19 protein-coding genes are annotated in these 23,722 nt (G+C 59.4%); 14 read left to right on the plus strand and 5 right to left on the minus strand.

Annotation, left to right across the window (positions count from 1 at the left end):
• Nucleotides 1-29: 29 nt before the first annotated feature.
• Both BJP07_RS03500 and BJP07_RS03505 read right to left on the minus strand, forming a co-directional pair.
• Nucleotides 30-1,286, minus strand: coding sequence for an amidohydrolase (locus BJP07_RS03500; protein ID WP_071566094.1), 1,257 nt, complete (start codon nt 1,284-1,286; stop codon nt 30-32).
• A gap of 98 nt (nt 1,287-1,384) precedes the next feature.
• Complete coding sequence (locus BJP07_RS03505) at nt 1,385-2,707, minus strand: DUF4921 family protein (protein WP_177222511.1); 1,323 nt, start codon at nt 2,705-2,707, stop codon at nt 1,385-1,387.
• Between the two features lie 39 nt (nt 2,708-2,746).
• On the opposite strand from BJP07_RS03505, the gene BJP07_RS03510 reads away from it, so the two are divergent.
• Nucleotides 2,747-3,145: a hypothetical protein gene (locus BJP07_RS03510; RefSeq protein ID WP_071566095.1), complete on the plus strand. Its 399-nt coding sequence runs from the start codon at nt 2,747-2,749 to the stop codon at nt 3,143-3,145.
• On the opposite strand, the gene BJP07_RS03515 is transcribed toward BJP07_RS03510, so the two are convergent.
• Entirely contained in the window at nt 3,115-4,239 is a 1,125-nt protein-coding gene (locus BJP07_RS03515) for a glycerate kinase (RefSeq protein ID WP_177222512.1), read from the minus strand. The two genes, BJP07_RS03510 and BJP07_RS03515, sit on opposite strands and share 31 nt — an antisense overlap.
• A gap of 74 nt (nt 4,240-4,313) precedes the next feature.
• Here BJP07_RS03515 and BJP07_RS03520 point away from each other — a divergent pair, with 74 nt between their 5' ends.
• The 7 genes from BJP07_RS03520 (at nt 4,314) to smc (ending at nt 12,597) form a co-directional block, all read left to right on the plus strand.
• Nucleotides 4,314-5,045, plus strand: a complete 732-nt coding sequence (locus BJP07_RS03520) for a DivIVA domain-containing protein (RefSeq protein WP_071566096.1) — start codon at nt 4,314-4,316, stop codon at nt 5,043-5,045.
• A 63-nt stretch (nt 5,046-5,108) separates the two neighbouring features.
• Nucleotides 5,109-5,645: a DUF177 domain-containing protein gene (locus BJP07_RS03525; RefSeq protein WP_071566097.1), complete on the plus strand. Its 537-nt coding sequence runs from the start codon at nt 5,109-5,111 to the stop codon at nt 5,643-5,645.
• On the plus strand, nt 5,642-6,427 hold the full coding sequence (rnc, locus tag BJP07_RS03530) for a ribonuclease III (protein ID WP_071566098.1): 786 nt from the start codon (nt 5,642-5,644) through the stop codon (nt 6,425-6,427). Before BJP07_RS03525 ends, rnc begins: the two co-directional genes overlap by 4 nt.
• Nucleotides 6,428-6,430: 3 nt before the next feature.
• Nucleotides 6,431-7,267 (plus strand): bifunctional DNA-formamidopyrimidine glycosylase/DNA-(apurinic or apyrimidinic site) lyase, encoded by an 837-nt coding sequence (mutM, locus tag BJP07_RS03535; protein WP_071566099.1) that lies wholly within the window; start codon nt 6,431-6,433, stop codon nt 7,265-7,267.
• A gap of 28 nt (nt 7,268-7,295) precedes the next feature.
• Nucleotides 7,296-8,831: a sodium:alanine symporter family protein gene (locus tag BJP07_RS03540; protein ID WP_071566100.1), complete on the plus strand. Its 1,536-nt coding sequence runs from the start codon at nt 7,296-7,298 to the stop codon at nt 8,829-8,831.
• Between the two features lie 3 nt (nt 8,832-8,834).
• The gene (locus BJP07_RS03545) at nt 8,835-9,119 is read left to right on the plus strand and encodes an acylphosphatase (RefSeq protein WP_071566101.1); all 285 of its coding nucleotides are present in this window, start codon (nt 8,835-8,837) and stop codon (nt 9,117-9,119) included.
• Between the two features lie 10 nt (nt 9,120-9,129).
• Nucleotides 9,130-12,597 (plus strand): chromosome segregation protein SMC, encoded by a 3,468-nt coding sequence (gene smc / locus BJP07_RS03550; protein WP_071566102.1) that lies wholly within the window; start codon nt 9,130-9,132, stop codon nt 12,595-12,597.
• A gap of 12 nt (nt 12,598-12,609) precedes the next feature.
• Here smc and BJP07_RS03555 read toward each other — a convergent pair whose 3' ends face one another.
• Complete coding sequence (locus BJP07_RS03555) at nt 12,610-13,134, minus strand: hypothetical protein (protein WP_143109656.1); 525 nt, start codon at nt 13,132-13,134, stop codon at nt 12,610-12,612.
• 68 nt (nt 13,135-13,202) lie between these two features.
• Between BJP07_RS03555 and ftsY the strand changes: the two genes are divergently transcribed.
• The gene (gene ftsY / locus BJP07_RS03560) at nt 13,203-14,732 is read left to right on the plus strand and encodes a signal recognition particle-docking protein FtsY (RefSeq protein ID WP_071566373.1); all 1,530 of its coding nucleotides are present in this window, start codon (nt 13,203-13,205) and stop codon (nt 14,730-14,732) included.
• Nucleotides 14,733-14,823: 91 nt separating this feature from the next.
• Nucleotides 14,824-16,443, plus strand: a complete 1,620-nt coding sequence (gene ffh, locus BJP07_RS03565; protein WP_083584065.1) for a signal recognition particle protein — start codon at nt 14,824-14,826, stop codon at nt 16,441-16,443.
• A gap of 64 nt (nt 16,444-16,507) precedes the next feature.
• Here ffh and BJP07_RS03570 read toward each other — a convergent pair whose 3' ends face one another.
• Nucleotides 16,508-18,673 (minus strand): acyltransferase family protein, encoded by a 2,166-nt coding sequence (locus BJP07_RS03570; protein WP_071566104.1) that lies wholly within the window; start codon nt 18,671-18,673, stop codon nt 16,508-16,510.
• Between the two features lie 359 nt (nt 18,674-19,032).
• Here BJP07_RS03570 and rpsP point away from each other — a divergent pair, with 359 nt between their 5' ends.
• The 4 genes from rpsP to BJP07_RS03590 all read left to right on the plus strand — a co-directional run bounded on the left by rpsP (nt 19,033) and on the right by BJP07_RS03590 (nt 23,635).
• Nucleotides 19,033-19,527, plus strand: a complete 495-nt coding sequence (gene rpsP / locus BJP07_RS03575; protein ID WP_071566105.1) for a 30S ribosomal protein S16 — start codon at nt 19,033-19,035, stop codon at nt 19,525-19,527.
• Between the two features lie 88 nt (nt 19,528-19,615).
• A complete protein-coding gene (gene rimM, locus BJP07_RS03580; protein ID WP_369822311.1) occupies nt 19,616-20,128 on the plus strand; it encodes a ribosome maturation factor RimM in 513 nt (170 codons plus the stop codon).
• Nucleotides 20,121-21,308: a tRNA (guanosine(37)-N1)-methyltransferase TrmD gene (gene trmD, locus BJP07_RS03585; protein WP_071566106.1), complete on the plus strand. Its 1,188-nt coding sequence runs from the start codon at nt 20,121-20,123 to the stop codon at nt 21,306-21,308. The genes rimM and trmD overlap by 8 nt, the downstream gene beginning before the upstream one ends.
• A gap of 17 nt (nt 21,309-21,325) precedes the next feature.
• Nucleotides 21,326-23,635, plus strand: coding sequence for a Tex family protein (locus BJP07_RS03590; RefSeq protein WP_071566107.1), 2,310 nt, complete (start codon nt 21,326-21,328; stop codon nt 23,633-23,635).
• The last annotated feature ends 87 nt before the right edge of the window (nt 23,636-23,722 follow it).

Here is a 23,722-nt window from a genome sequence, read left to right on the forward strand (position 1 = left end):
GGAATGCGTCAAGCTCAAGCGTAACGGTGTCACAATTGAGCAAGATATGTCAGAACTGCCGTGAGTCCGGCGTTGGTAGCTGCCTTCACCGTGGGGGCGTAGTCCGGCAAAAAGGTCGGCATGTGGTTGACAGGAATGTCTTCCGCGACCCTGTTTGCGGTGACGGCCGCGGCCCACTGTGCTTTCGGGGTACACCCAATAAGCCAGTAGAAGTACGGCGCGTCGTACGCCAAAGGAATGACTGGAAAGTCCTCCGAGACTGTCTTTCGGACGGCATCTGCAGAGTCATGCTTGAAGACCTCGTCGAAAGACTTGCGGACCTTGGCGTACACCTCGGCGTCGTTGCTCATGAGCTCGCCGTGGGCGAAGTACTCGAACGTTGGCGCCTCAGTGGCTCCGGATGCTTGCACCTCGGCACGAACAACCCGCTCGATGGAGGCGTACATCTGCTCTTTCGTCTTGTTTCGATAAAAGCGACAGTTGAGTACGAGCTCCGCAGAGTCCGGAATGATGTTGTTCGTTGTCCCGGCGTGCAGGCTAGCAACGGTGACAACTGCAAAGTCAGAAGGATCCACTTCCCGGCCAACGAGGCCCTGTAGACGGGCGATGATCATCGCAGCCGTAAACGTTGGGTCGATGGCGTTGTGCGGCATTGAGCCGTGTGCACTGCGCCCCGGGATCGTAATCCTGATGGAGTCACATGCCGCGAACTGGGGACCCGCCTTTGACATCACGGTTCCCGCAGGTCCGGGCATTACATGTTGGCCAAAGCAGACATCCGGGCGTGGAACACGCTCCAGAAGTCCATCCTTGACCATCGCTTCTGCCCCTGCCCCTAGCTCTTCTCCTGGTTGGAACAGCGCAATGAACGTTCCTCGCCATGCATGGCGTGTGTTGTCCATAAAGCTGCACATGCTGAGAAGTGCGGTGGTATGCATATCGTGGCCGCAAGCATGCATGGTGCCGACGCTGGTGCCGTCTTCAAGACGCACTTTCTTCTTTGAAGCGTATGGAACTTCGGTGGCTTCCGTAACTGGGAGTCCATCGAAGTCGGCACGGAACAGTACGGAAGGGCCGTCACCGTTGCGGAAGACCGCGCAGATTCCGTAGCCTCCGAGGGGCGCAACAATTTCGCAGTCGAACTGCGTGAGCTCGGCGAGGAGTCGCTGGTGCGTCTCCTCTTCCTGCATCGACAGTTCGGGCGTGGTGTGCATGAATTCGTAGAATGCACGCTGCCACGCTTCGTCAACGACGTAACTGTTGAGAATATCGTTGATGTTGCTCATGTGCGTCCCTCTGTGCGTCACTGCGCACGTGCTTGCGTAACTACCATCACCATTAAGTAATACCAGTCTTTTGTGAGGAAGGTATAAACAACTTTTGTTTAAAGGACGGGGTTATAGAGTAACGAGTTGCGTGACGGAGCGCATTCAGTGGCGATACGCAGTGACTTTGTCACAATCCCGCTGTCGCGGAGTCGGTAGAGTTTGCCCACCATCTTGTCGCGAATATCAAACGGCGAAAGTGTGTTGACGTAGATTTTGGTGCCGCCTTCGAAGCCGGCAAGCGTCGAAATGCGCCACTTAATGTTCACTCTCCATGGCATGGGAAGGTCTAAATCCACAGGCCGGTAGTGCCACTCTTCGTTGCACGCAACGTCAGGCCCCATCGCCGCATGGATTGCGTGCACGAGGTCTGACATTCCACGAACCTCAGCCTCCGACTGCTCCCATGGGGCACAGGTTGCAGACTTCGAGTAGATAGACACAGTGGGGTAGCGATGCCCGATGCCTGCGATAGCAATTGCGTAGTCATTCTCCGCAATCACTAGGTTGTGGTAAAACGCGTAGTTGACGCCCCACTCGTTGTACATATTGATGTTCTGCCGCAGCTTGGCGATTTCCATTTCAGCCTGCACGCCACGGGCATCAACAGTGACGAGCTGCTTATGCAGGTGGTCGAAGGAGGCTCCGGCTGGCGCAAGCCAGTTTTGGAAGACCACGACGTATGGGGAGTAGGGGTTCTTTACGACGAGGTCGTGGAGGGAATCTATCGTGAACCTAAAAAATGCCGCGTGCTCTTCTTCTGTAAGCGTGCCGGAGCTAGCGAGTTGCGTGTCATCGGTCGCGCCGTCGACGAAGTGGCGTCGAGAAATAATGACGTCGTGGCCACCTCCGAAGTACGCGGGCGCGATCTTGAGAAGTGACGCTTCGTCGCGGTCAGGATTCTCTCCAGAGGCCTTGAGCCGGGTGCGCACGATGTCGAGTACGTGGGCTTTGCCCGCCGGGTCTGCCAGGTAGCGGTCCATGTGTTCCTGCTGCGACCGCGACATGGTGTAGCCGTAGTTTTTTGCCCAGTAGTCGTAGGAGACGATTTCGAAGAGGTTAGGGACGCGCCGGAACTCGGCAGTGGTGGTGCCGAGCTCTTCGGGCATGGAATTGCGCCGGATTTCCCAGCCGTCAGGAGTACGCACCATGCGCGATTTCTCAGGTGGGGTGCGCAGTTGGTGGGCGTCGCAGAAGTTGCAGTGCTCGTGGAAGTCTGACTCGTTGAGCGGGTGCGGGGTGCCGGTCGGGCGAGAAAGTGGCCGGTTTCCTCTGCCTGGAACGGTCCATACTTCGGTGCCGGAAAATGGATTGACCTGCTTGATCGTGCCGTCGGCCATGGTGGTCAGGGCGTCGCGATACGAGTGCACTGGAAAAGTCATACCTGCTACGTTACTCCCCGGTGTATTAGCCTGTTCGGCATGGCGATCATTCAGTTCCACGTGCTGGCCCCAGATGCGTCGGCAGCCCAGTTGGCGGAAGCGTACCAGCGTGCGCTTGATATCTTGGTGCGTCACGAGAAACTCACCGCGGGAAGTGTTGTACATACGCCGCATGTGGTGTTGCCAAGTGACGTCATCGCGGAGCTAGAGGCAACCTACCTGCAAGATAGGCAGGTATCCGCCAATGACGAAGGTGCAGCGGTCCAGCGCTACGACATTGAAGTCGCGGGCGCGAGGAGCCTCAACAGCCTGGCGATGGGCCTGTCACGAATCTTGACCCCTCGGGCGCAACTTCCTACAGACCCAGTGGCGCTCGAGCAGCAAGACCAGTTCGAGATGCCCGCGCTTTACCCCTGGACCGTCGAGGTGTTCAGGTAGCGAATAGCGGCTTCGCGTCCTGCACGACGGAGCTGCTCGCTGGTGTCCGCGATATTTTCCAGGGGCACAGCGATGCACTCTCCCTCAGGATCGGATTCGAAGCTGCCCGCGACGATGGCGCAGAAGGCTCCTGCGTCGGCGGCCAGTTTGCTGACGGTGTGGGCGACTTTGCCTGTGGCGGTCTGGGCGTCGAAACGTCCTTCACCGGTAATGATCAGGCTGGACTGCCCGATGAGGTCGGCAAGTCCACTGGCGTTAGCGATGGCTGGTGCACCGGGGGTGATGGTGACGTGGCTGTCATCTCCATGGAGGAGCGTGGAGAGCCAGGTGATACCGATAGCGACGCCTCCTGCGGCCCCGAACGCTGGGGTTGCGGGGTCGAGCCCTGCTACCTCGCACAGCTTGGCTAGACCGCGGTCAAGTTTGGCGACGTCTTCTTCCGTGGCGCCCTTTTGAGGCCCGAACACAGCGGCGGACCCCGTCGGACCGGTTGCAGGTGAGTCCACATCGGTAAGCAGGACCCAGTCGACGGCACCTGCAGGGATATTGGCCTTCGCGGTCTCGAGGTCTGCGAGACGCTCGAGGTCGCCGCCACCGGGTTTGAGCTGATATCCCTGGGCATCGATGGGGTTGGCGCCAAGTGCAACGAGGATGCCGGTGCCTCCATCAGTGGTTGCCGAGCCGCCCAGGCCGAGGACGATGCGGGTTGCGCCACGGGTTTGTGCGTCGGCGATGAGGACACCCGTGCCGTAGGTGTCTCCAGTGAGTGGCACGGGAGCGTCTGCCACCGCGGGCAGTCCAGAGGCGGCAGCGACGTCGATAAACGCAGTGGCTGAAGCTGCATCGTAGGTGTAGCTGGTTTCTGTAAGGCGCCCCGCGGCATCCGTGGTGGGTAAGGTGATGCGCTCACCTTTGAATAGCTCAGAGGTGCCTTCGCCACCATCGGCCATTGGTGCAAGTTTGATGGTTGCATCCTTTAATATTTCGCGGACGCCCTCCGCAATCCAGGTCGCGGCTTGTTCGGCTGATGCCGTGCCTTTGAAAGCGTCGGGTGCGATGGTCACAGTTGTTGGGGTGCGCAATGCTTCATCCATGGAGGCAAAGTGTAGTGCATACCTACCGTTGTGTTGCGCGCTCAGTGCTGAGGTTCTCGGGTACGATAACCGACATGTACCGCGTTTTTGAAGCTCTTGATGAACTCGTCCAGATCACCGAGCAAGCCTATGGCATGCCGATAACAGGCTCCTGCCTCGTTCCCCGCAACGAGGTGCTTGCGCTGTTAGACGATATTCGTGACGCAATCCCGAATGAGATGGATGACGCGCAAGATGTTCTTGATAGGCAGGACGCCATCTTGCACGGTGCGCAGGAGCGCGCAGACGATCTCGTTGCTCACGCCAATGCAGATGCGAAGCACATCATGGATGAGGCAAACGAGCAGTCCCAGGCAATGATTGACGACGCCCAATCCCATGCGACCATGCTGGTGACCAACGCTGAAGAGGATTCCCGCGACATGGTCAGCCGTGCACGAGAGGATGCAGAGGCCACTGTTGCGCGGGCTCAGGAAGAGGCGCAGCGTCTGGTTGAAAACGGACAGAAAGAATACCAGCGTTCGATCGACGAGGGCTTGGCGCAACAGGAGCACCTTGTGTCTGAAGCGGAGGTCATGCGTCGTGCGGATGAAGAGGCACACCGCCTGGTAGAGCAGGCGCACGCAGAGTCTTCGCGTCTGCGGGGTGAGTGTGACGAGTTCGTGGACTCGAAGCTTGCCGAGTTTGAAGAATCGCTTTCCGCAGTGCTCCGTACAGTCTCCAAGGACCGTTCGGCGCTCCGTCGTGGCGCGGGCGTGTCAGGTGGTCATCAGCGTGCCGAGCGGTACGACTACGGCGAGCACTAGGAACACACACAAGTAAACCGGGTAGTACTTCTGGAAGAAAACCGTTGTAGAGTTTGGGTTGCTATGGCTAAAAATCCTTTCATTATTCAAGTTGATGACGCTCTGCATGGTGACGGCATGCCGGTGGTCGTCCATAACGTGGGCCCCGCCCCGTCGCGCATCGGACCGGAGATGATCGCGATCCCCGAAGGGCAAGAAGTGGCAGTCGATGCCACGGTAACTCCGCTCGGTTCCGGTGTAATGGTCGACGCCACTGCCACCGCGGTACTGGAAGGGCAGTGCGTGCGCTGCCTGCGCACGCTGCAGCCGACCGAAACGCTACGTATTTCCCAGGTCTTTTCCAACGGAAAAGATTTCATCGAGGGCGACGAAGAAGTAGAAGAAGACGTCGGATCTGGCGATGAAATCATGCGCATTGAAGAGGAAACGGTTGACCTCGAGCAGGCCTTCGTCGATGAGGCTGGCTTGACGCTGCCGTTTAACCCGACCTGTCAGCCCGCGTGCCCTGAGGACAGCGACGTTCCAGCACCGGACGGTATCAGCGGCGAGCCAATTGACGCGGTGGATCCACGTTGGGCAGGTCTGGAGAAGTTCCTATGAGCCGACGCTCGAAGAAGCACCGTATCAGCGGTGAAGATGCGTGGAACAATGCATTTCGGGAAATTGACCATACGCCACTGCTCGAATGGCTGGGTGTGGACATCGATGAAGAGCTGCTGCGCCTGGCGTTGACGCATCGTTCGTTTGCAAACGAGCACGATTATCTTCCAAACAACGAGCGCCTCGAGTTTCTCGGTGACGCAGTGCTCGGCCTGACCGTAGCCACGAAACTCTTCGAAATTTACCCTTCCAGTTCCGAGTCGGTGCTTTCCCCGATGCGCGCGTCGATTGTGTCGCGCTACGGATTGGCAGATGTTGCACGAGGTATCGATCTGGGAAAGTACGTGCTGCTTGGTAAAGGAGAGCTGCACACTGGTGGCAGGGAAAAAGAGTCCATCCTTGCCGATACAACTGAGGCGCTGTTCGGTGCCATATACCGGCAGTACGGGTTCGAAACCGCACGCGACGTCATCCTCAAGCTTTTCCACGAAAAGCTCCATAACGCGACAGCACACGGTCGCAGGCAAGACTGGAAAACGGTCCTGCAGGAACGCCTTGCCGAAAGAGGCATACCAATGGTCGAATACACCACCACCTCCGAAGGGCCCGAGCACGATCTCGAATTTACGTCTTACGCCGTGATCCTTGGGAAGAACCGTGGGCGCGGCGTAGCACGAAATAAGAAGCTCGCCGAGCAAGAAGCCGCCAGGGAAGCCGTCACGTTCTTCCAGGAGCACCCAGAGGCTCTTGCCCTCGAGCAACAAAACCAAGACAAGGCGTAGCTAATGCCTGAACTGCCCGAAGTTGAGGTCGTTCGCCGAGGTCTCGACGAGCACATCGTCGGCAGGACCTTCGACCGTATCCACGTCGCTCATCCCAGAGCAGTCAGAGACAACACCGTTGACCTCACAACCGCTCTGCCTGGGCTCCGTGTCACCGGCACCGGGCGCCGCGGCAAATACCTTTGGCTCCGCCTCTCCGACGGAGCCTGCCTGCTGGTGCACCTCCGGATGAGCGGACAGATGCTTGTCGGCGCGCCGGGTAGCGTGGACAGCCCCCACGTGCGGATTCGCGCCAGGATGGGTGATGTTGAGCTGGTGTTCGTAGATCAGCGCACATTCGGCTCGTGGCAGTACTGCCAGCTCGTCGACGGCATCCCTGAGCTCGCACGCCACATCGCGATGGACCCGTTCGAGGAAGGCTTCGATGTTGATGAAACCGCGGCGTTGATGCGCCGAAAGCGATCGGCTGTCAAAACGGTGCTGCTCAACCAAGCCGTGGTCAGTGGCATTGGCTCCATCTATGCAGACGAGGCAATGTGGGCGGCGCGTGTCACGCCGTGGCAGAGGGCAGACGCACTCGCTCAGGAGACCGCGGTCGAACTTCTCGAGGCATCGCGTGACGTCATGGAGCGTGCACTCGCCCAAGGCGGGACGAGCTTCGATGCTTTGTACGTCAACGTTAACGGTGCCTCGGGGTACTTCGCCCGCTCACTGAATGCCTACGGGCGCGCGGGTGAACCCTGCGACCGCTGTGGGGACGCGATTGCAAAGACGGTCGTGAACCAGCGATCGAGTTATTACTGCCCAACATGCCAGGATCCTGAGCAAAATCGCGAATAATTCTGTCATTGCGACTAGGATTCTCCGCATGGAAAAAGCAACCGAGTTCATTGACGGAACTCTCAACGGCATTATCTGGGACATTGTCCCGTGGCTCCTGCTTTCTGCGGGTGTCTATTTCGGACTGCGTACCTTGTTCGTACAGGTTCGGCTGCTTCCGGAAATGTTTAAGGCGGTCACCGAGACCCCAAAGGGCAAAGACCGCGACGGACGCGATTTGGATGAAGAGTACGGCGGTATTTCTGCGTTCAAGGCGTTTACTATTTCCGCCGCTTCTCGTGTGGGCACAGGCAACATTGCTGGTGTCGCTCTTGCGATCTCGGTCGGCGGGCCTGGCGCAGTGTTCTGGATGTGGACGATCGCCGTTGTGGGTGGCGCCACCGCGTTCGTCGAGTCCACGCTGGCACAGCTGTGGAAGACGAAGGACGAAAACGGCAACTACCACGGCGGTCCGGCCTATTACATGACGCGTGGACTCGGCTGGCGCCCGCTCGCCGTGATTTTCGCTGTTGCGCTTTCGTTCACCTATGGCTTTGTGTACAACGCGATCCAGACGAACTCGATTGTTGAGGCCGTCGGCGGTTCTCTTGGCTCCGACTCGATGACGCTGAAGCTGACTGTGGCAGTGATTATTGCTGCTCTGACTTCCGCCATCATCTTCGGCGGTGTGACCCGTATCGCGAACTTCACACAGGTCATCGTTCCTTTCATGGCGGTTGCATACATCCTGGTTGGCCTGCTGGTAGTGATCCTGAATATTCAGGAAGTTCCGGGGATGATCGCGTTGATCGTCGGCCACGCCTTGGGCCTGAAGCAGGCCGGCGGTGCGACGTTGGGAATGGCGTTTGTTTGGGGTATGCGCCGTGGTCTGTTCTCGAACGAGGCAGGCCAGGGTTCCGCTCCGAACGCAGCGGCTACCGCGACGGTGTCGCACCCAGTGAAGCAGGGTCTGGTGCAAACGCTCGGGGTGTACTTCGACACTCTCGTTGTGTGCTCGATTACCGCTTTCGTCGTGCTGCTGGGCCCTGAGATTAGCTACGGCTTGGATGATGTTCAGGGCGCATCGTTGACGCAGTCGGCGTTGGCGGCGACGGTGGGTTCGTGGGGCACTCACTTCATCACGTTCATTCTCTTCTTCCTCGCGTTCTCGTCAGTGATCGGTAACTACTACCTTGCGCAGGCGAACATTGAGTATCTTTCCGATTCCAAGACGGTGCTGAACGTCTTCCGCTGCGGCGTGATTGCCTTCGTCTTTTTCGGTGCGTTCGGCTCGATCCCACTGGTTTGGTCGCTTGGCGACACGATGGCGGGCACCATGGCGATCATCAATATCATCGCGATCGTCCCGCTCGCGGGTGTCGCCATCAAACTGCTCAAGAATTACAACGAGCAGCGTGTCCATGGCATCGACCCAGTGTTCCACCGCGACATGATGCCTGAGGTCGAGAACGTTGAGTTCTGGGATGGTTCCGACCCGGTCACGCGCCGCAGCCTGGAGGACCGCATCGCCGCATCCGAGGCCCGCGCCGTAGGCGAGGACAACGAGCAGGGCGGTTTGAAGTAGCTGATGGCCACCATTCGTATGACTGCGTTTGTGCACGGGCACGTCCAAGGCGTCGGGTTCCGATGGTGGACCCGCTGCCGGGCCCTGGAGCTCGGTCTCAAGGGGTATGCGAAAAACCTTGTCGACGGCCGCGTTGAAGTTGTTGCGGAAGGCGACGAAGGGGACGTCGAAAAGTTGAAGCGGCTGCTGGAGGAGCAACCCTCCTCACAACGGCGACCGGGCCGCGTGGACACGGTAGTGGCGCAGTATGGCGAGCCCCGTGGCGCGGAAGGCTTCGACGAACGGTAAACTCACCACAATGCATTTGAAATCGTTGACGTTGAAGGGCTTTAAGTCCTTTGCGTCTTCGACGACGATGAAGTTCGAGCCCGGCATCTGTGCTGTTGTCGGGCCAAACGGCTCGGGGAAGTCGAACGTTGTCGACGCACTCGCCTGGGTGATGGGGGAACAAGGCGCGAAAAATCTCCGCGGTGGAAAGATGCAGGACGTCATCTTTGCCGGAGCCGGGGACCGCAAGCCGTTGGGGCGCGCGGAGGTCACGCTTACTTTCGACAACGGCGACAAGCACCTTCCAGTGGACTTCACAGAGGTTGCGATTACGCGCCGTATGTTCCGCGATGGCGCTTCCGAGTACGAGATCAACGGGACGAAGGCCCGGTTGATGGATATTCAGGAGCTGTTGTCGGATTCCGGTATCGGGCGCGAGATGCACATCATCGTTGGACAGGGCAAGCTGTCTGAGATTTTGGAGTCGCGACCAGAGGAGCGCCGCGCGTTCATCGAGGAAGCCGCCGGTGTGCTGAAACACCGACGTCGTAAAGAGAAGGCGCAGCGCAAGCTGCAGTCGATGCAAGGCAACGTCGACAGGCTGCAGGATCTGACGGATGAGCTGGGCAAGCAGCTCAAGCCGTTGGAACGCCAGGCGGAAGCCGCGAAGCGCGCTGCGTCGGTGCAAGCCACGCTTCGCGACGCCCGGCTCCGCCTCGCCGGCCACAAGGTGGTCACTTTGGAGTCTGCCTATGCGCAAAGCGATGAGAGCGCGGAGCTGCTCGAAGAACAGGTCGCGACTGTGACGGCGGCGCTTGAGGGCGCTGAAGAGCAATACGCGCAGCTCGAAGAAAAACAACGAGATGTGCAGCCTCGCGCCCAAGAGTCCCAGGAGATCTGGTTTGCGCTCTCTTCGCTCGAAGAGCGAGCGAATGCGACTTTGCGCGTCGCGCAGGAACGCGCACGCAACCTGAACACGCAGACCGTGTATCACGGGCAGGATCCCGAGGAGTTGCTCGTGCGGGCGACGGCAGCGGATGAAGAGTATGAGGCTGCTGTCGAAGCTGCCGAGGAGGCCGCCGGGCGTCTCGAAGTTGTTCGAGAAGACGTGGCGGAATTGCAGGCTGCGTTTGATGAGGCCGAGCGCGAACATCTTGCACAGATCCAGGCGGTGGCGGACCGTCGTGAAGGCGTAGTGCGTTTGGTGGCACAGGAGGAGGCCCATCAGCAGGCTGTGCTCAACGGTGAACAAGAAGCCATCAGGCTTGAGGAGCAACTTTCACTGACTACTGAGCGGGCACATCGCGCAAGTGACGAGGCTGAACAGGTCGCGGAGAAGATCGCTGAGCTTGAAGCACAGCGGGCCCCACTCATGCAGGAGTACGAGCAATCAAACTCCGAGTTTGCTGCCGCAGAGCAGCGGTTCCAACAACTGCAGGTGCAACAGCGTGAGCACGAGCGGGAAGTATTTACGCTGCAGTCCAAGATTGAAACGCTGCAAGGCCAAATGCCAACGCATACTGCCGAGGACATATTCAAGGGGTATTCGTCGCTTGCGTCGTTGGTCAAAGCTCCGGCGGACCTGGCAGGTGCGCTGGCGGCGTCACTCGGGGGCTTCAGTGAGGCACTAATAGGTGAGCTGAACCTGGATGAAGTGGAGCAGCTGCAGTCAGCGGATCGCACCAGTGTGGTTGAACAAGTCGGCGGTACAGTATGGCGCGTTGACACTGACAAAGAACATGATTGGCTCCTTGACCACCTTGACGTCGATGATTCGGTCGCCGGACCCGTGGCACGCCTGTTGGCTGACGTCGTAGTAGTTCAGACGCCACAGGAGGGTGTGGGCGTCGTGCAGGCCGATCCGCGGCTGCGCGCGGTGACGCCTGAGGGGGCATTGTTTGGGGAGGGATGGATGTCGGTGGGCATCACGAGCGCCTCCACGGTTGAGATCAGCGCGCAGGTTGACGCTGCGCAGCGTCAACTGCGTGACGCGAAGCGCGCGTTGGGGGAGCTTTCGGGCACGTTTGAGGGCGCGCAGCTTGCTGCAGAAGATGCCCGAGTCAACGTTGCGGCAGCGAAGGCAGCGCTGCGCGAACACGACACGGTGGTTGCGTCATGGCAGCGGGAACTGCAACGTTTAGAGGCGCAGTCCCACGCCACGGAAACGGAACGACTCCGCGCGTCGGAACAACTCGAAGAAGCAGAGCATCGGCTTACCCAACGCCGAGAGCAGCTGGTGGAGACCCAAGATCGTCTCTCTCGTATTGATGACACCGCAGCTGCGGAGGAGGGGCCTTCACCCGAGGCACGTGATCAGGCGTCTCAGCGTCTGACGCAGGCGAAAGCACTTGAACTAGAGGCGGTACTCGCGGCGCGTGAGACACAGCAGCGGGCACAGGCGATCGCAGGCAAAGGCGATGCACTTCGGCGGCAAGCGGAGCACGAACGTCAAGCGAAGGCGCGACACGACGCGGCTGTTGCGCGGCGTCGGGAGCAGGCTGTTCTGGCCGGCGCAGTCAAAGACCATACTGAAGTGTTGATTGCTCGGGTCCAGGACGCATTGCAACGGGCCACTGCGCAGCGCGATGAGCTGCAGCGCTCGCTGGCAGCGCTTCAGAGCAAGCTGCAACAGGAGCGAGCACAAGTTGGCGCTGCGCGACAGCAGCTACAAAGACTCAGCGATCGCGCACATGCTGCAGACATCGCAAGATCACAGGCGAAAGTTCGCCTTGAGGAAGCACAGCAAAAGATTGTTGAGGCGCTTGGTATTTCTGTCGATGATCTTTTGGCGGAGTACACGCCGGGCGAAGACTTTGACGACGCCGCCGAAACGCTGCGCTTGCGCCAGGCTGAAAAAGACCTGCGTTCACTAGGCAAGGTGAATCCGCTCGCACTTGAGGAGTTCAAGGCACTTGAGGAACGGTATTCGTTCCTCTCCACCCAACTCGCCGACGTCATTCAAGCGCGTAAGGATTTGCTCGATGTCATTGAAGATGTCGACGCCCACATCCTGCAGCTCTTCACGGATGCTTGGCATGACGTGGAGGCTGAGTTTCCGCGGGTATTCCACACGCTGTTTCCTGGTGGGGAAGCTCGCCTCATCCTGACAGAACCTGATGACATGCTGCTAACCGGCATCGAGATTGAGGCGCGCCCGCCAGGAAAGCGTGTCAAGCGCCTGTCGCTGCTGTCTGGCGGCGAGAAGTCGCTGACAGCCCTCGCGTTCTTAGTGGCGATTTTCCGCGCACGCCCGAGCCCGTTCTATGTGCTTGATGAGGTAGAAGCAGCGCTGGATGACGTCAACTTGCGTCGGCTTATCGCGCTGCTCGAGGAGCTCCGTCAGGATTCGCAGCTGATTGTGATTACGCACCAAAAACCGACGATGAATGTGGCAAACGTACTCTACGGCGTCACGATGCGCGGCGATGGCGTTACCCGGGTGCTCTCACAAAGAATGCGCCCGGCGGGGTCAGCTCCTGACTCCGAACCGGACGCATAACGTGCACAAGGTTTAATTCTTTGCGACAAGCTCCAAAGAGCCCGCAGGGGACACCGCGAAGAGCCTATCTTTACCGAGCACCTTTAGGCTCGTCGTCGACTTCAGACCGTCGGCGACGGTGTCCTCCCAGATCCTGTCGTCAGTCGAGCAAGCCGTTGCAGTCGTGGGGACTGCAAACGTTGAGACTACACCTGTAGCTTCGTCAATGTTGAAGCCAACACCGTAGCCTTCGCATGGCCCGCCGTTGATTACGTAGCCCTTATCGCTCTTGACGAAGCTGACGGTACCGCCGTCACGCAGTGGCAGCGGTGCCCAAGTGGTGTTCAGTGCAGTGGTGAGGGATTGACCAGTCGCCGGCACTGCCTCGGCTGGAGCCTCGGTCCCAACACTTGGGACCTCAACCTTTGAGCTACCAAGCGAGCCACTCGAGGCGATGATGCCGAGTCCGACGGCCAATGAAATCAGCGTTGTGAGGACTGGCAGGATCCATTGAGTAATGTCCTGGGGCAGGTATTTCAAAAATGGGGGAGTATTCATAAACCTTATTCAACCACGTTACAGGGATAAATGGGGTATTCCACACATTTGTGGGCACCTTTGGCACTATGGAAGCCATGACTACGTACTCAGTATGGATTGCAATTGCAGCTGTGGTGCTCGTGATTCTTATCGTGGGCATCATCATTGTCGGCAATAAACGAAAATCAGCAAAGTCTGTATCCTTCGAGAAGCCATCGGAGCCGAAAGAGCTGACCCAGCAGGAAAAATCGGGGAATTACCAGGCAAAAGGCGGTTTTAATTTTGCTCAAGCAGCAGCGAAAGAGAAGGAACCCATCCGACTTGTTGACGCCCCCTCCGCTCCAGAACCCGCAACGCCTGCGCCTACGCCAAAGCGGGTTGTGGAGGAGGTTCCATCACCCGAGCCGGTCGTGGAACCGGAACCAGAGGACAAGCCCGAATCTGTTGCAGAACTAGAGACGGAGCAGGAACCGGAACCGACGCTGGCGGTGGAAGAACCAAAGGTGCCCGCGCCTGCGGAGCCTGACGTCGACGAAGACGACGTAGAAGCACAAGACATCGAAGAGGCTCAAGAGGCAGCCGACGCAGCCGCAGCAACCGTTGATGGGGCGAAGCGTGCGTTGGAGGACGGCGCCGAACCTACCGAGGACGCAATTGTCAGCGAACCAGCTTCCTCCGAACCTGTGGAGGCAATTGCGCCAGCCGCAGGACGGATGGGCAAGTTGCGCGGGCGCCTGTCGCGCTCCCAGAACGCAATCGGCCAAGGGCTGCTCGGTATTCTCACCGCAGGCGACCTCGATGAGGACGCGTGGGAGGAAATCGAGGACACCCTCATCATGGCGGATATCGGCGCAGACCTGACCATGCGCATCACCGACGCGCTGCGCCAGAAGATCGCCGAGCGAGGTGTGGCGTCCGAAGCCGAGGCACGCGCAATGCTGCGAGAGACCCTCATCGAGGCCGCGAAGCCAGAGCTTGACCGCTCAATCCACGCCATGCCGAACGAGGGCAAGCCAGCTGTAATCCTGGTAGTTGGTGTCAACGGTACGGGGAAGACCACCACGACGGGCAAACTTGCACGAGTACTCGTTGCTATGGGGCACTCGGTGGTGCTCGGCGCGGCGGATACATTTCGCGCAGCGGCGGCAGACCAACTGGAGACGTGGGGGCGTCGAGTAGGAGCTTCTACAGTCCGTGGCGCAGAGGGTGCAGACCCTGCCTCTGTCGCGTTCGACGCCGTGGCGACCGGCGTGCAGGAAGGCGCGGACGTCGTGCTCGTCGATACTGCCGGTCGACTGCACACCTCGACTGGGTTGATGGACCAGCTGGGCAAGGTGAAGCGGGTCGTCGAAAAGAAATCCACGGTCGACGAGGTGCTTCTGGTGCTGGATGCCACGGTGGGACAAAACGGTATCGCGCAGGCGCGAGTGTTCCGAGAGGTCGTCGACATCACGGGTGTGGTGCTGACGAAGCTTGACGGCACCGCAAAGGGCGGCATCGTGTTCCAGGTGCAAGAGGAGCTGGGCGTACCGGTGAAGCTTGTCGGTCTCGGCGAGGGGGCTGACGACCTCGCGCCGTTTGAGGTCGAAAGCTTCGTGGACGCTCTGCTCGGATAGCCTGGTGTGATGTGAACAGTTGGGTGGAAAAGCGCTAGGCTAGGTGCATTCTGTCCCAATACCGAAGAATGAATTAAGGGAGCAACGCACTGTGTTCGAGTCACTGTCTGACCGCTTACAATCAGCGCTTGGAGGCTTGCGCGGCAAAGGCAAGCTCACCGAGGCTGACATTAACGCCACAGCACGTGAGATTCGGATCGCGCTGCTAGAGGCCGACGTCTCGCTGACTGTTGTACGGGCTTTTATTAAACGTGTCAAAGAGCGCGCTTTAGGCTCGGATGTTTCGGAAGCGCTGAATCCGGCGCAGCAAGTGGTCAAGATTGTTGATCAGGAACTTACTGCCATCTTGGGCGGGGAAACCCGGCGCCTCAACTTCGCGAAGACGCCGCCGACTGTCATCATGCTAGCCGGTCTGCAGGGTGCTGGTAAGACCACCTTGGCCGGTAAACTATCGCGCCACTTGGCGAAGCAGGGACATACTCCGCTGCTGGTGGCGTGTGACCTGCAGCGTCCCGGTGCGGTGCAGCAGCTCCAAATCGTGGGTGAGCGCGCTGAAGTTGCAACGTTTGCACCGGATCCTGGCACCTCCATCGACTCGTTTGAGCACGAGATGGGCACCTCCCACGGCGACCCAGTCGCTGTGGCGCGTGCAGGTATCGAGCACGCGAAGCAGAACAAACACGACGTGGTGATCATCGATACCGCGGGCCGTTTGGGTATTGATGAAACCCTCATGACACAAGCCCGCAACATCCGCGACGCGGTCCAGCCCGACGAAGTCTTGTTCGTAATCGATGCGATGATCGGTCAGGATGCGGTGACTACCGCGCAGGCTTTCGCAGACGGTGTGGACTTTACCGGCGTCGTGCTGACGAAGCTCGACGGTGACGCTCGCGGCGGTGCAGCTCTATCCATTCGTGAAGTCACCGGCAAACCAATCCTGTTCGCCTCCACGGGTGAGAAGCTCGACGACTTTGATGTCTTCCACCCGGAGCGTATGTCGAGTCGTATCCTCGGCATGGGCGATCTGCTGTCACTCATCGAGCAGGCAGAAACCGTCTTTGATCAGAAAGAGGCCGAGGAAGCAGCCAGCCGACTCGGCACCGGTGAGCTCACGCTTGAAGACTTCCTGAACCAGATGCTCATGATCCGCCGCATGGGCCCGATCGGGAATCTGCTGAAGATGATGCCTGGTGGCAAGCAGATGAACCAGATGGCGGACATGGTCGACGAGAAGCAACTCGACCGCATCCAAGCCATTATCCGCGGTATGACGCCCGCGGAACGCGAGAACCCGAAGATCCTCAACGCTTCGCGCAGGAAGCGCATCGCGGCAGGTTCTGGCGTGAAGGTATCTGACGTGAACCAGCTCGTGGAGCGCTTCTTCGAAGCGAAGAAGATGATGGGGGCGATGGCGAACCAGTTCGGCCTGCCGGGCATGCCTGGAATGGGTGGCGGGCGTTCGGCGACCAAGAAGAAGCCCAAGGGTCGCAGGGGAAAGAACGGCAAGCGCAAACCTGCAAAGCGTCGCGGTGGCGCCCCGAAGATGCCTGGGATGCCACAGATGCCAGGCATGGGCGGTATGCCGGGAATGCCGGGGATGGAAGACTTGCAGAAGATGCAAGAGCAGCTGCCTCCGGGGATGGAGGGGCTTGACCTCAACAACCTTGACTTTGGCGCCGCAATGAAGCGGATGGGCAAGAAGAAGTAGGCAGAAACCGCGAAAGGGCCGGTACGGGTATTCCGTACCGGCCATTTGCTATCGTGCTAGCGCGCTACTGGGCCGCGGGTACGTCCATTTCCAAACTCTGCGTCGCGGTCGTGGCAGGCTCGGGGAGCAGATCAAGCTCCTCGAAGATCGGCATCAGCTCCGCCCACAGCAGTGGAGTAAGCGTTGCTGCGTAGGCGTTCGAGATGTGGTTTTGGTCGCGGTAGATGTACACGTTGCCTCGTTGTGGCGGGCAGAATTTGTCGTCGCAGAACCAGTCAGCGGTATCAATGGACCACTGATGGTTCTCGCGCAATAGATACCCTGCTGCTGGGTCTTCAGCGCCGTAGACTGTGCTGCGCAGCGCGGAGCAATCACGCTCGGAAGCACCGCCGACGATGCACAGGTTTGGATCCGTGGGGTCACCTTCCGGGGTGAAGATCCACGGGTTGTCGCGCAACCCGACAAACGGGATGCCGTAGTAGGCAAAGTTCTGCCACAGGTTCGCGTACGCGTCGGGGACCTTGTCCGTGGAAAACGCGGCACCGCCCGCATGACCGTCCGGGCGAGTGGAGTTTGAAATCACCAAGTCCGGCGCCATATCGACGATCTTTTGGAACGCGAGCTCCGACCACTGAGCACACACCTCGCTTACGAATTCTTCTCGGTCTGCGCCACCAATGACGATCGGGCACTCCTGTCGCACAAAGGGCACGATGCGGAAGTGGTGCTCTTTCCCAAGCTTGTCGAGGGGCACGATGTATGGCTCAATGTGCGATCCGCCAGTGAGCACAACGGTGACGTCAGAATCGAGGTCGCCGTACTGACAGTCAGGCCGGGGCATGTCTGTTGCTGGTTGGGGAATCATAATCATGCACTCATCCACCCCGATGGGTGGGAAAATGCCGGAGATGAGTGCTGGGTCTGGTTGGGGTCTGACGTCTGGAACTTCAGCGCCCGCTATAACTAGGGCACCTGGGTAGAGGTTCTCGGGCAAGTCGCGGTCGGCGTTCTCGATGCGCTGGTTCCACAGCGGTTGGATCGCAAAAATTGAGGCGACCAGTGCAGAAACCAGCACACCGCCGGTGGCCCGGCCGAGACCAGTGCGGGTACGTAGTGTCGCTCGGGCATCGACGACTGGTGTATCGGTCGACTGTGGGCGCTTGCGGTGCTGACGCAGCGGGTCTTCCACCAGCAGGTGGGTGACGTGTGCGAGTCCGAGCGAGACCGCGATGACGAGCGTGCCCACCCACCACGGAGGAGTCTCGAACCCTCCAGCGAGGGTGACAATGATGAGTAGCGGCCAGTGCCACAGATACAAGGAATACGCGATGCTGCCCAGCCACGTCATAGGCTTCGACGCCAAAATGTTCGAGACGGCGTTCTGGTTGCCGCTCAACACGATCAATGCCGCACCCGTCAGCGGTAGCAGCGTGATTGGTCCTGGGAACGCGAGTGAAGTAGTAACGACGACGCCGGTAATCGAAATCATCAAGACACCGAGGCCTGCGGTCCAGACTGCGGTGCGCTGCGGAAGGAAACGGCTCGTCGGTATGAACGCCAATAACCCGCCGAGGGCGAGCTCCCATGCGCGGGAGAACGTGGAGTAGTAATTCTGGCCAGTGCCGACGAAACCGAATCGCGCAGCGTACGCGAACGATGCCACAGTAATGATTGTGAGCAGAGCAATAGCACCACGCTTGGCGATGACCGCGGGTACCTTGCACTTCGAAATCAGAAACGCCAGCAACGTGCCCAACAAGATAGCGAAAACGTAGAACTGGCCCTGCACACTCATTGACCACAGATGCTGCAGCGGAGACGTGTCCTGGCTGGCAGCGGCGTAGTCGGCATCCTGCGAGATGAGCTCCCAGTTTTGGTAATACAGCATGGACGCTGTGAACTGGCGGGAGAGCTCAACGCCCATCAGCTCAGGAGCGAGCAGCATTACGCCGATCATGGTCGCTAGCACTGTGAGCGCGAGGGCTGGGACGAGGCGTCGAATAGTGCGCCACAGTGGCCACCACGGGTTGAGGTTCGGGTTCGGCCGCATCGCGTAGCGGATCTGACCGCCGAGGAAAAAATACCCAGACAACAGCAAGAAAACGTCGACGCCACCCGAGACTCGGCCGACGTAGACGTGGAACAAGACCACTAATGCGATGGCAAAGCCTCGAAGCCCGTCAAGGTCGACGCGGTATGCGGTTGAGCGTTTCGTGCTCGGTGCAGGCATGCTGAAAAACCTCGTGTACTCTCAGATTGGTTCGCGCCCTCAGAACGCTTCAGGCTGTTTTTCGGCGGGCAACTGAACAGACGATACCCCTTATAGGCAGGCAGATGGTAACTATCTGCCTCGATGACGCATCTTGTTTGGGGAATAGGGCGTTATACGGTAACCTTTATCGGGTTGATTATCTGCGTAAGTAGATTTTGAACAGGACCAAACTGCGTTCGCGTTGGATCCGTCGCGTACAAGATTGTGCGATGTCGCCCAACCAGTCACGCGCAGGGTAAAGAAGAAGGGTTGAACCGGCCCGCCTATCGTGTCGGCGGGTGTCTGCACTGCCCGGTGACCGTAAAGGAAGATTTTTCATGGCTGTAAAGATTAAGCTGCAGCGCGTCGGTAAGATCCGTAACGCGCAGTACCGTGTTGTCATTGCTGACGCAAAGGCTCGTCGTGACGGCAAGGTTGTTGAGAACATCGGTATCTACCACCCGAAGGAAGAGCCTTCCCTCATCAAGATCGATTCCGAGCGTGCTCAGTACTGGCTCGGCGTTGGTGCGCAGCCGACTGAGCCTGTGCTCGCTCTGCTGAAGGTCACCGGTGACTGGCAGAAGCACAAGGGCCTCGACGGCGCTGAGGGCACCCTCAAGGTTGCTGAGGAGAAGCCGTTCAAGCTCGACCTGTTCAACAAGGCTCTCGAGGAAGCGAACAACGGCCCGACCGCTGAGGCAATCACCGAGAAGCGCAAGAAGGCGAAGGAAGAGGCTGAGGCAAAGGCTGCCGCAGAGGCCGAGGCAGCAGCGGCTGCTGAGGCTGCGGAGTCCGCTGAAGAGGAGTCCCCAGCTGAGGAGTCCGAGGACTAATCCGGATTTCGTTACGGCACGTCCCTGATCCGTGTGGTCGGGTGCGTGCCGTTTTTGTTTGCGAAGTGGGCGTCGAAAAGTAGGGTAAATGAGCATGGAGCTACTAATTGGTCGGGTTGTGAAAACCCACGGCATTAAGGGCGAAGTCGCGGTGGAAGTGCACACCGACCAACCCGAGGTCCGCTTCGCGGTAGGTAATACGCTGCGCGGTACACAGACGGGTAAGGAAGTTGTACTGACCGTAGCGACGGCCCGCCCGCACAAGGGGCGTCTGCTACTGAGCTTCGAGGAGATCCCGGACCGTACCGCCGCTGAGGGGCTAAGGGGGCTGAAATTCTTCGCGGCGCCACTCGAACGCGCTGAGGACGCTGACCCGGACGAATTTTACGATCATGAGCTCATCGGTCTCAAGGTTCATCTTGACGGGGAACCGATCGGTGAAGTTTCTGGTGTGATGCATACCCCGGGACGCCAGATCCTCGAGGTCGAGTACGACGGACGCGAGGTACTGGTGCCGTTCGTGAGCGATATTGTGCCCGAGGTAGATCTGGAGGAAGGATTTCTCTCCATTACTCCGCCAGAGGGATTGCTCGATGTCTAAGCACACGTTGAGGCTCGACGTCGTTACCATCTTCCCCGAGTACCTCGAGCCGCTGCGTCACGCGCTACTTGGTAAGGCGATAGAGCAGGGGATCGTGAGCGTCGGGGTGCATGACCTTCGCCAGTGGGGCATCGGTGTGCACAAGTCTGTCGACGCCCCACCGCTCGGTGGCGGACCCGGCATGGTGATGCGCCCGGACGTGTGGGGCGAGGCACTTGATGCTGTGGCCGCTGGCTATGAGGGGGAGGGCTTGGATTCCGCTGTGCCGCACCGCAACGACAAGGCTCGACACGATGAGGTCCATGCCGTGGCCCCGCGACCATACGAAGTTGGTGACGTCCGCGACGGTGAGTCCGCAGAGCAACCGCTGCTGATTGTGCCCACCCCGGCGGGTACACCGTTTACACAGCAGGACGCGCAGGCGTGGTCCCGCGAGTCGCATATTGTGTTCGCCTGTGGCCGCTACGAGGGCATTGACCAGCGGGTATTTGTTGATGCGCAGAGGCGGTACCGGGTGCGCGAGGTTTCGATCGGGGATTATGTGCTCATCGGTGGGGAAGTTGCCGCGTTGGTGATTGCGGAGGCGATCACTCGATTGATCCCAGGCGTGTTGGGGAATACGCAAAGCCACGAGGACGATAGCTTTTCTGACGGGCTGCTCGAGGGGCCGAGCTACACCAAGCCACGCACCTGGCGGGGGATCGAGGCTCCTGAAATCCTTTTCTCCGGGGACCACGCGAAGGTCGAACGCTACCGACGCGATGCTTCGCTGCTGCGCACGCAACAGGTCCGCCCGGAGCTGCTGGAGGCTGCGGAGCTTGATGACGACGATATATTCGCACTGCATGCCCGTGAGGTCGTGACGGCGATGCAGGTGCTTGTTGACGAGAAGCGCTGGCCGAAGGCTCGAAAGTCTTTGGCTCGCGCGCTGCGTAAAGCTGGTTACCGCGAGCCCGAAATAAGCCTGGAGCCGATCGGCCCGCACTGCGAGGACGAATCAATCCTAGAGACTGATTATTTGCTAAAGGAAGGGCACCCACCGCTTGAGTCGCTGTGCAGGCTCGAGGTGCGTGGCCGCACCGCGCTCGAATTAGAGGCTGCAACGCAAGCGGTGGTCGCAGGTCTTCCGCGTGGCACGTACTGGTACGGAACCACCCGTGTCGTGGATGGCGATGCGTAAGCACTAAACTGTGCCGAATGACGATCATTGCTGAGACCATTGCATCGGAACTCCAGGTAGCGCCACGCCACGTTACGGCTGCGCTGCAGCTGTTGGCAGAGGGAAACACGGTTCCGTTTATTTCCCGCTACCGGAAGGAAGCTACCGGCGGCTTGGATGATACACAGTTGCGTCACATTGAGCAGCGCAACGCCTACTTGCTCGAGCTCGAGGAGCGCAAGGCGACGGTCATTGAAGCTATCGATGAGCAGGGCAAACTCACTGATGAGCTTAAGGCGCTCATTTTGGGTGCGGACACGAAGGCACGCGTCGAGGACCTTTACCTTCCTTACAAGAAGCGCAGGAAGACGAAGGCGGACATCGCACGTGAGGCCGGGCTTGAGCCACTGGTCAATACACTTATCGACGCCCCCTCCGCCGATACAGAAACCGAGGCAGCAAGTTATGTCTGCGAGGGGTTTCCAGACACGAAAGCCGTGCTCGAGGGCGCCCGGGCGATCCTGGTGGACACGATTGCTACCGACGCCGACCTTGTCGGTGAGGTCCGCAACAAGGTGTATGAGACAGGCACAATGCGTTCGAGCGTTGTCGAAGGAAAAGAAGATGAGGGGGCGAAGTTCCGCGACTATTTCGATTTCAGCGAGCCTTTCGCTTCGTTGCCGTCGCACCGTATTTTGGCGCTGCTGCGCGGAGAGCAGGAGGGGGTGCTCTCGCTCGACTTAGACGCCGGCGAAGACGCTGTGTATGAAGGGATGATCGCGGATCGCTTTGACCTTGCCTGCGATCAGAGTCAGTGGTTGGCGAAGGCTGTGCGTTGGGCGTGGAAGACGAAGCTGCAGGTCTCTTCCAACCTGGATACCAGGATGCGTCTGAAAGAGCGCGCGGACGAAGCGGCCCTGGATGTCTTCAGTGCGAACTTGCGCGATGTGTTGCTGGCAGCCCCTGCTGGCCAGCGCGCCACTTTGGCGTTGGACCCTGGGTATAGGAACGGTGTGAAAACCGCGACTGTTGACGGCACGGGGAAGGTGCTCGCGACCACAATCGTGTACCCGCACCAACCGCAGAACCAGTGGCAGCGAGCTGTGCAGGTGCTTGCGAACACGGTGGCGGAACACGGCGTGGAGCTCATCGCGATTGGGAACGGAACGGCATCTCGTGAGACCGAGAAGCTTGCGCGGGAGGTCGCAGACATGATTGCTGCAGCCGGCGGGCGTAGGCCAGTGCCCGTTGTGGTGTCAGAGTCGGGTGCGTCGGTGTACTCGGCTTCTGAGATCGCGGCGCAGGAATTCCCCGACATGGATGTTTCGCTGCGCTCTGCGGTTTCGATTGGTCGACGCCTACAAGACCCGCTTGCGGAACTGGTCAAGGTCGACCCGAAGTCCATTGGTGTGGGGCAATACCAGCATGACGTCAATCAGACGGCGCTTGCGCAGTCACTGGACGCCGTCGTGGAGGATGCCGTGAACTCCGTCGGTGTGGACGTGAACACTGCTTCGGTGCCGCTGCTGGAGCGCGTCGCTGGCGTGACGCCGACAATTGCGAAGAACATCGTTGCCTACCGCGACGAGCACGGAGTGTTCGCCTCGCGCAAGGAGCTGAAGAAGGTGCCACGTCTTGGACCGAAGGCTTTCGAACAGTCGGCTGGCTTCCTTCGTATCCAGGGTGGGCAGAACCCACTCGATGGCTCAGCAGTTCACCCGGAGGCCTACCCAGTAGTGGAGCGTATTGCCCAGCAGTCCGGAGTGGACACTGCTTCGCTGGTTGGTAACAGCGCGGTGCTGTCCAGGCTACGGCCGCAAGATTTTGCCGACGACACCTTCGGTGTTCCGACCATTACGGATATTCTCGCCGAGCTAGAGAAGCCAGGGCGTGATCCGCGCCCTGAGTTTAAGACTGCCACGTTTAAAGAAGGCGTACACAAGGTATCCGATTTGCAGCCGGGCATGATCCTGGAAGGGACCGTCACCAACGTCGCCGCTTTCGGCGCGTTCGTAGATGTGGGCGTGCATCAGGACGGGCTTGTGCACGTTTCCGCGATGAGTCACTCGTTTGTGCAGGATCCGCACGAGGTTGTGCGTTCAGGCGAGGTCGTGAAGGTAAAAGTGCTTGAAGTGGACGTCCAGCGCCAGCGGATTAGCCTTTCGCTACGCCTCGACGATGAACCAGGAAGCAAGCAAAAGCGCGCACCGTCTCGCGGGAAGAAGCCGCAGCAGAATGCGGGACGCCAAGGAGGCAGACGCCATCGTGGCCGCACTGACCGTGCTGATCGTGCAGTACAGGGAGGCTCGATGGCTGATGCATTGAAGCGCGCCGGATTTGGGAAGTGACGTGCACACATGTAGAATCGTCCGGGTTATTGTAAGCGACATGAACCAGCCGAGCGTCCACCTGTGGAAAAAGCCGCTAGGGTCCTC

The organism is Corynebacterium sp. NML130628 (genome assembly GCF_001875665.1).
Taxonomy (GTDB): Bacteria; Actinomycetota; Actinomycetes; order Mycobacteriales; family Mycobacteriaceae; genus Corynebacterium.

Bases quoted from the DNA above. Each gene is read 5' to 3' on its own strand.
- BJP07_RS03510 (WP_071566095.1), top strand. From the start codon at position 2,747: ATGGCGATCATTCAGTTCCACGTGCTGGCCCCAGATGCGTCGGCAGCC.
- rnc (WP_071566098.1), top strand. From the start codon at position 5,642: ATGAGCCGACGCTCGAAGAAGCACCGTATCAGCGGTGAAGATGCGTGG.
- BJP07_RS03520 (WP_071566096.1), top strand. From the start codon at position 4,314: ATGTACCGCGTTTTTGAAGCTCTTGATGAACTCGTCCAGATCACCGAG.
- BJP07_RS03555 (WP_143109656.1), bottom strand. From the start codon at position 13,134: ATGAATACTCCCCCATTTTTGAAATACCTGCCCCAGGACATTACTCAA.
- BJP07_RS03545 (WP_071566101.1), top strand. From the start codon at position 8,835: ATGGCCACCATTCGTATGACTGCGTTTGTGCACGGGCACGTCCAAGGC.
- BJP07_RS03500 (WP_071566094.1), bottom strand. From the start codon at position 1,286: ATGAGCAACATCAACGATATTCTCAACAGTTACGTCGTTGACGAAGCG.
- BJP07_RS03515 (WP_177222512.1), bottom strand. From the start codon at position 4,239: ATGGATGAAGCATTGCGCACCCCAACAACTGTGACCATCGCACCCGAC.
- mutM (WP_071566099.1), top strand. From the start codon at position 6,431: ATGCCTGAACTGCCCGAAGTTGAGGTCGTTCGCCGAGGTCTCGACGAG.
- BJP07_RS03590 (WP_071566107.1), top strand. From the start codon at position 21,326: ATGACGATCATTGCTGAGACCATTGCATCGGAACTCCAGGTAGCGCCA.
- trmD (WP_071566106.1), top strand. From the start codon at position 20,121: ATGTCTAAGCACACGTTGAGGCTCGACGTCGTTACCATCTTCCCCGAG.
- rpsP (WP_071566105.1), top strand. From the start codon at position 19,033: ATGGCTGTAAAGATTAAGCTGCAGCGCGTCGGTAAGATCCGTAACGCG.
- BJP07_RS03570 (WP_071566104.1), bottom strand. From the start codon at position 18,673: ATGCCTGCACCGAGCACGAAACGCTCAACCGCATACCGCGTCGACCTT.
- smc (WP_071566102.1), top strand. From the start codon at position 9,130: ATGCATTTGAAATCGTTGACGTTGAAGGGCTTTAAGTCCTTTGCGTCT.
- ftsY (WP_071566373.1), top strand. From the start codon at position 13,203: ATGGAAGCCATGACTACGTACTCAGTATGGATTGCAATTGCAGCTGTG.
- BJP07_RS03505 (WP_177222511.1), bottom strand. From the start codon at position 2,707: ATGACTTTTCCAGTGCACTCGTATCGCGACGCCCTGACCACCATGGCC.
- BJP07_RS03540 (WP_071566100.1), top strand. From the start codon at position 7,296: ATGGAAAAAGCAACCGAGTTCATTGACGGAACTCTCAACGGCATTATC.
- rimM (WP_369822311.1), top strand. From the start codon at position 19,616: ATGAGCATGGAGCTACTAATTGGTCGGGTTGTGAAAACCCACGGCATT.
- BJP07_RS03525 (WP_071566097.1), top strand. From the start codon at position 5,109: ATGGCTAAAAATCCTTTCATTATTCAAGTTGATGACGCTCTGCATGGT.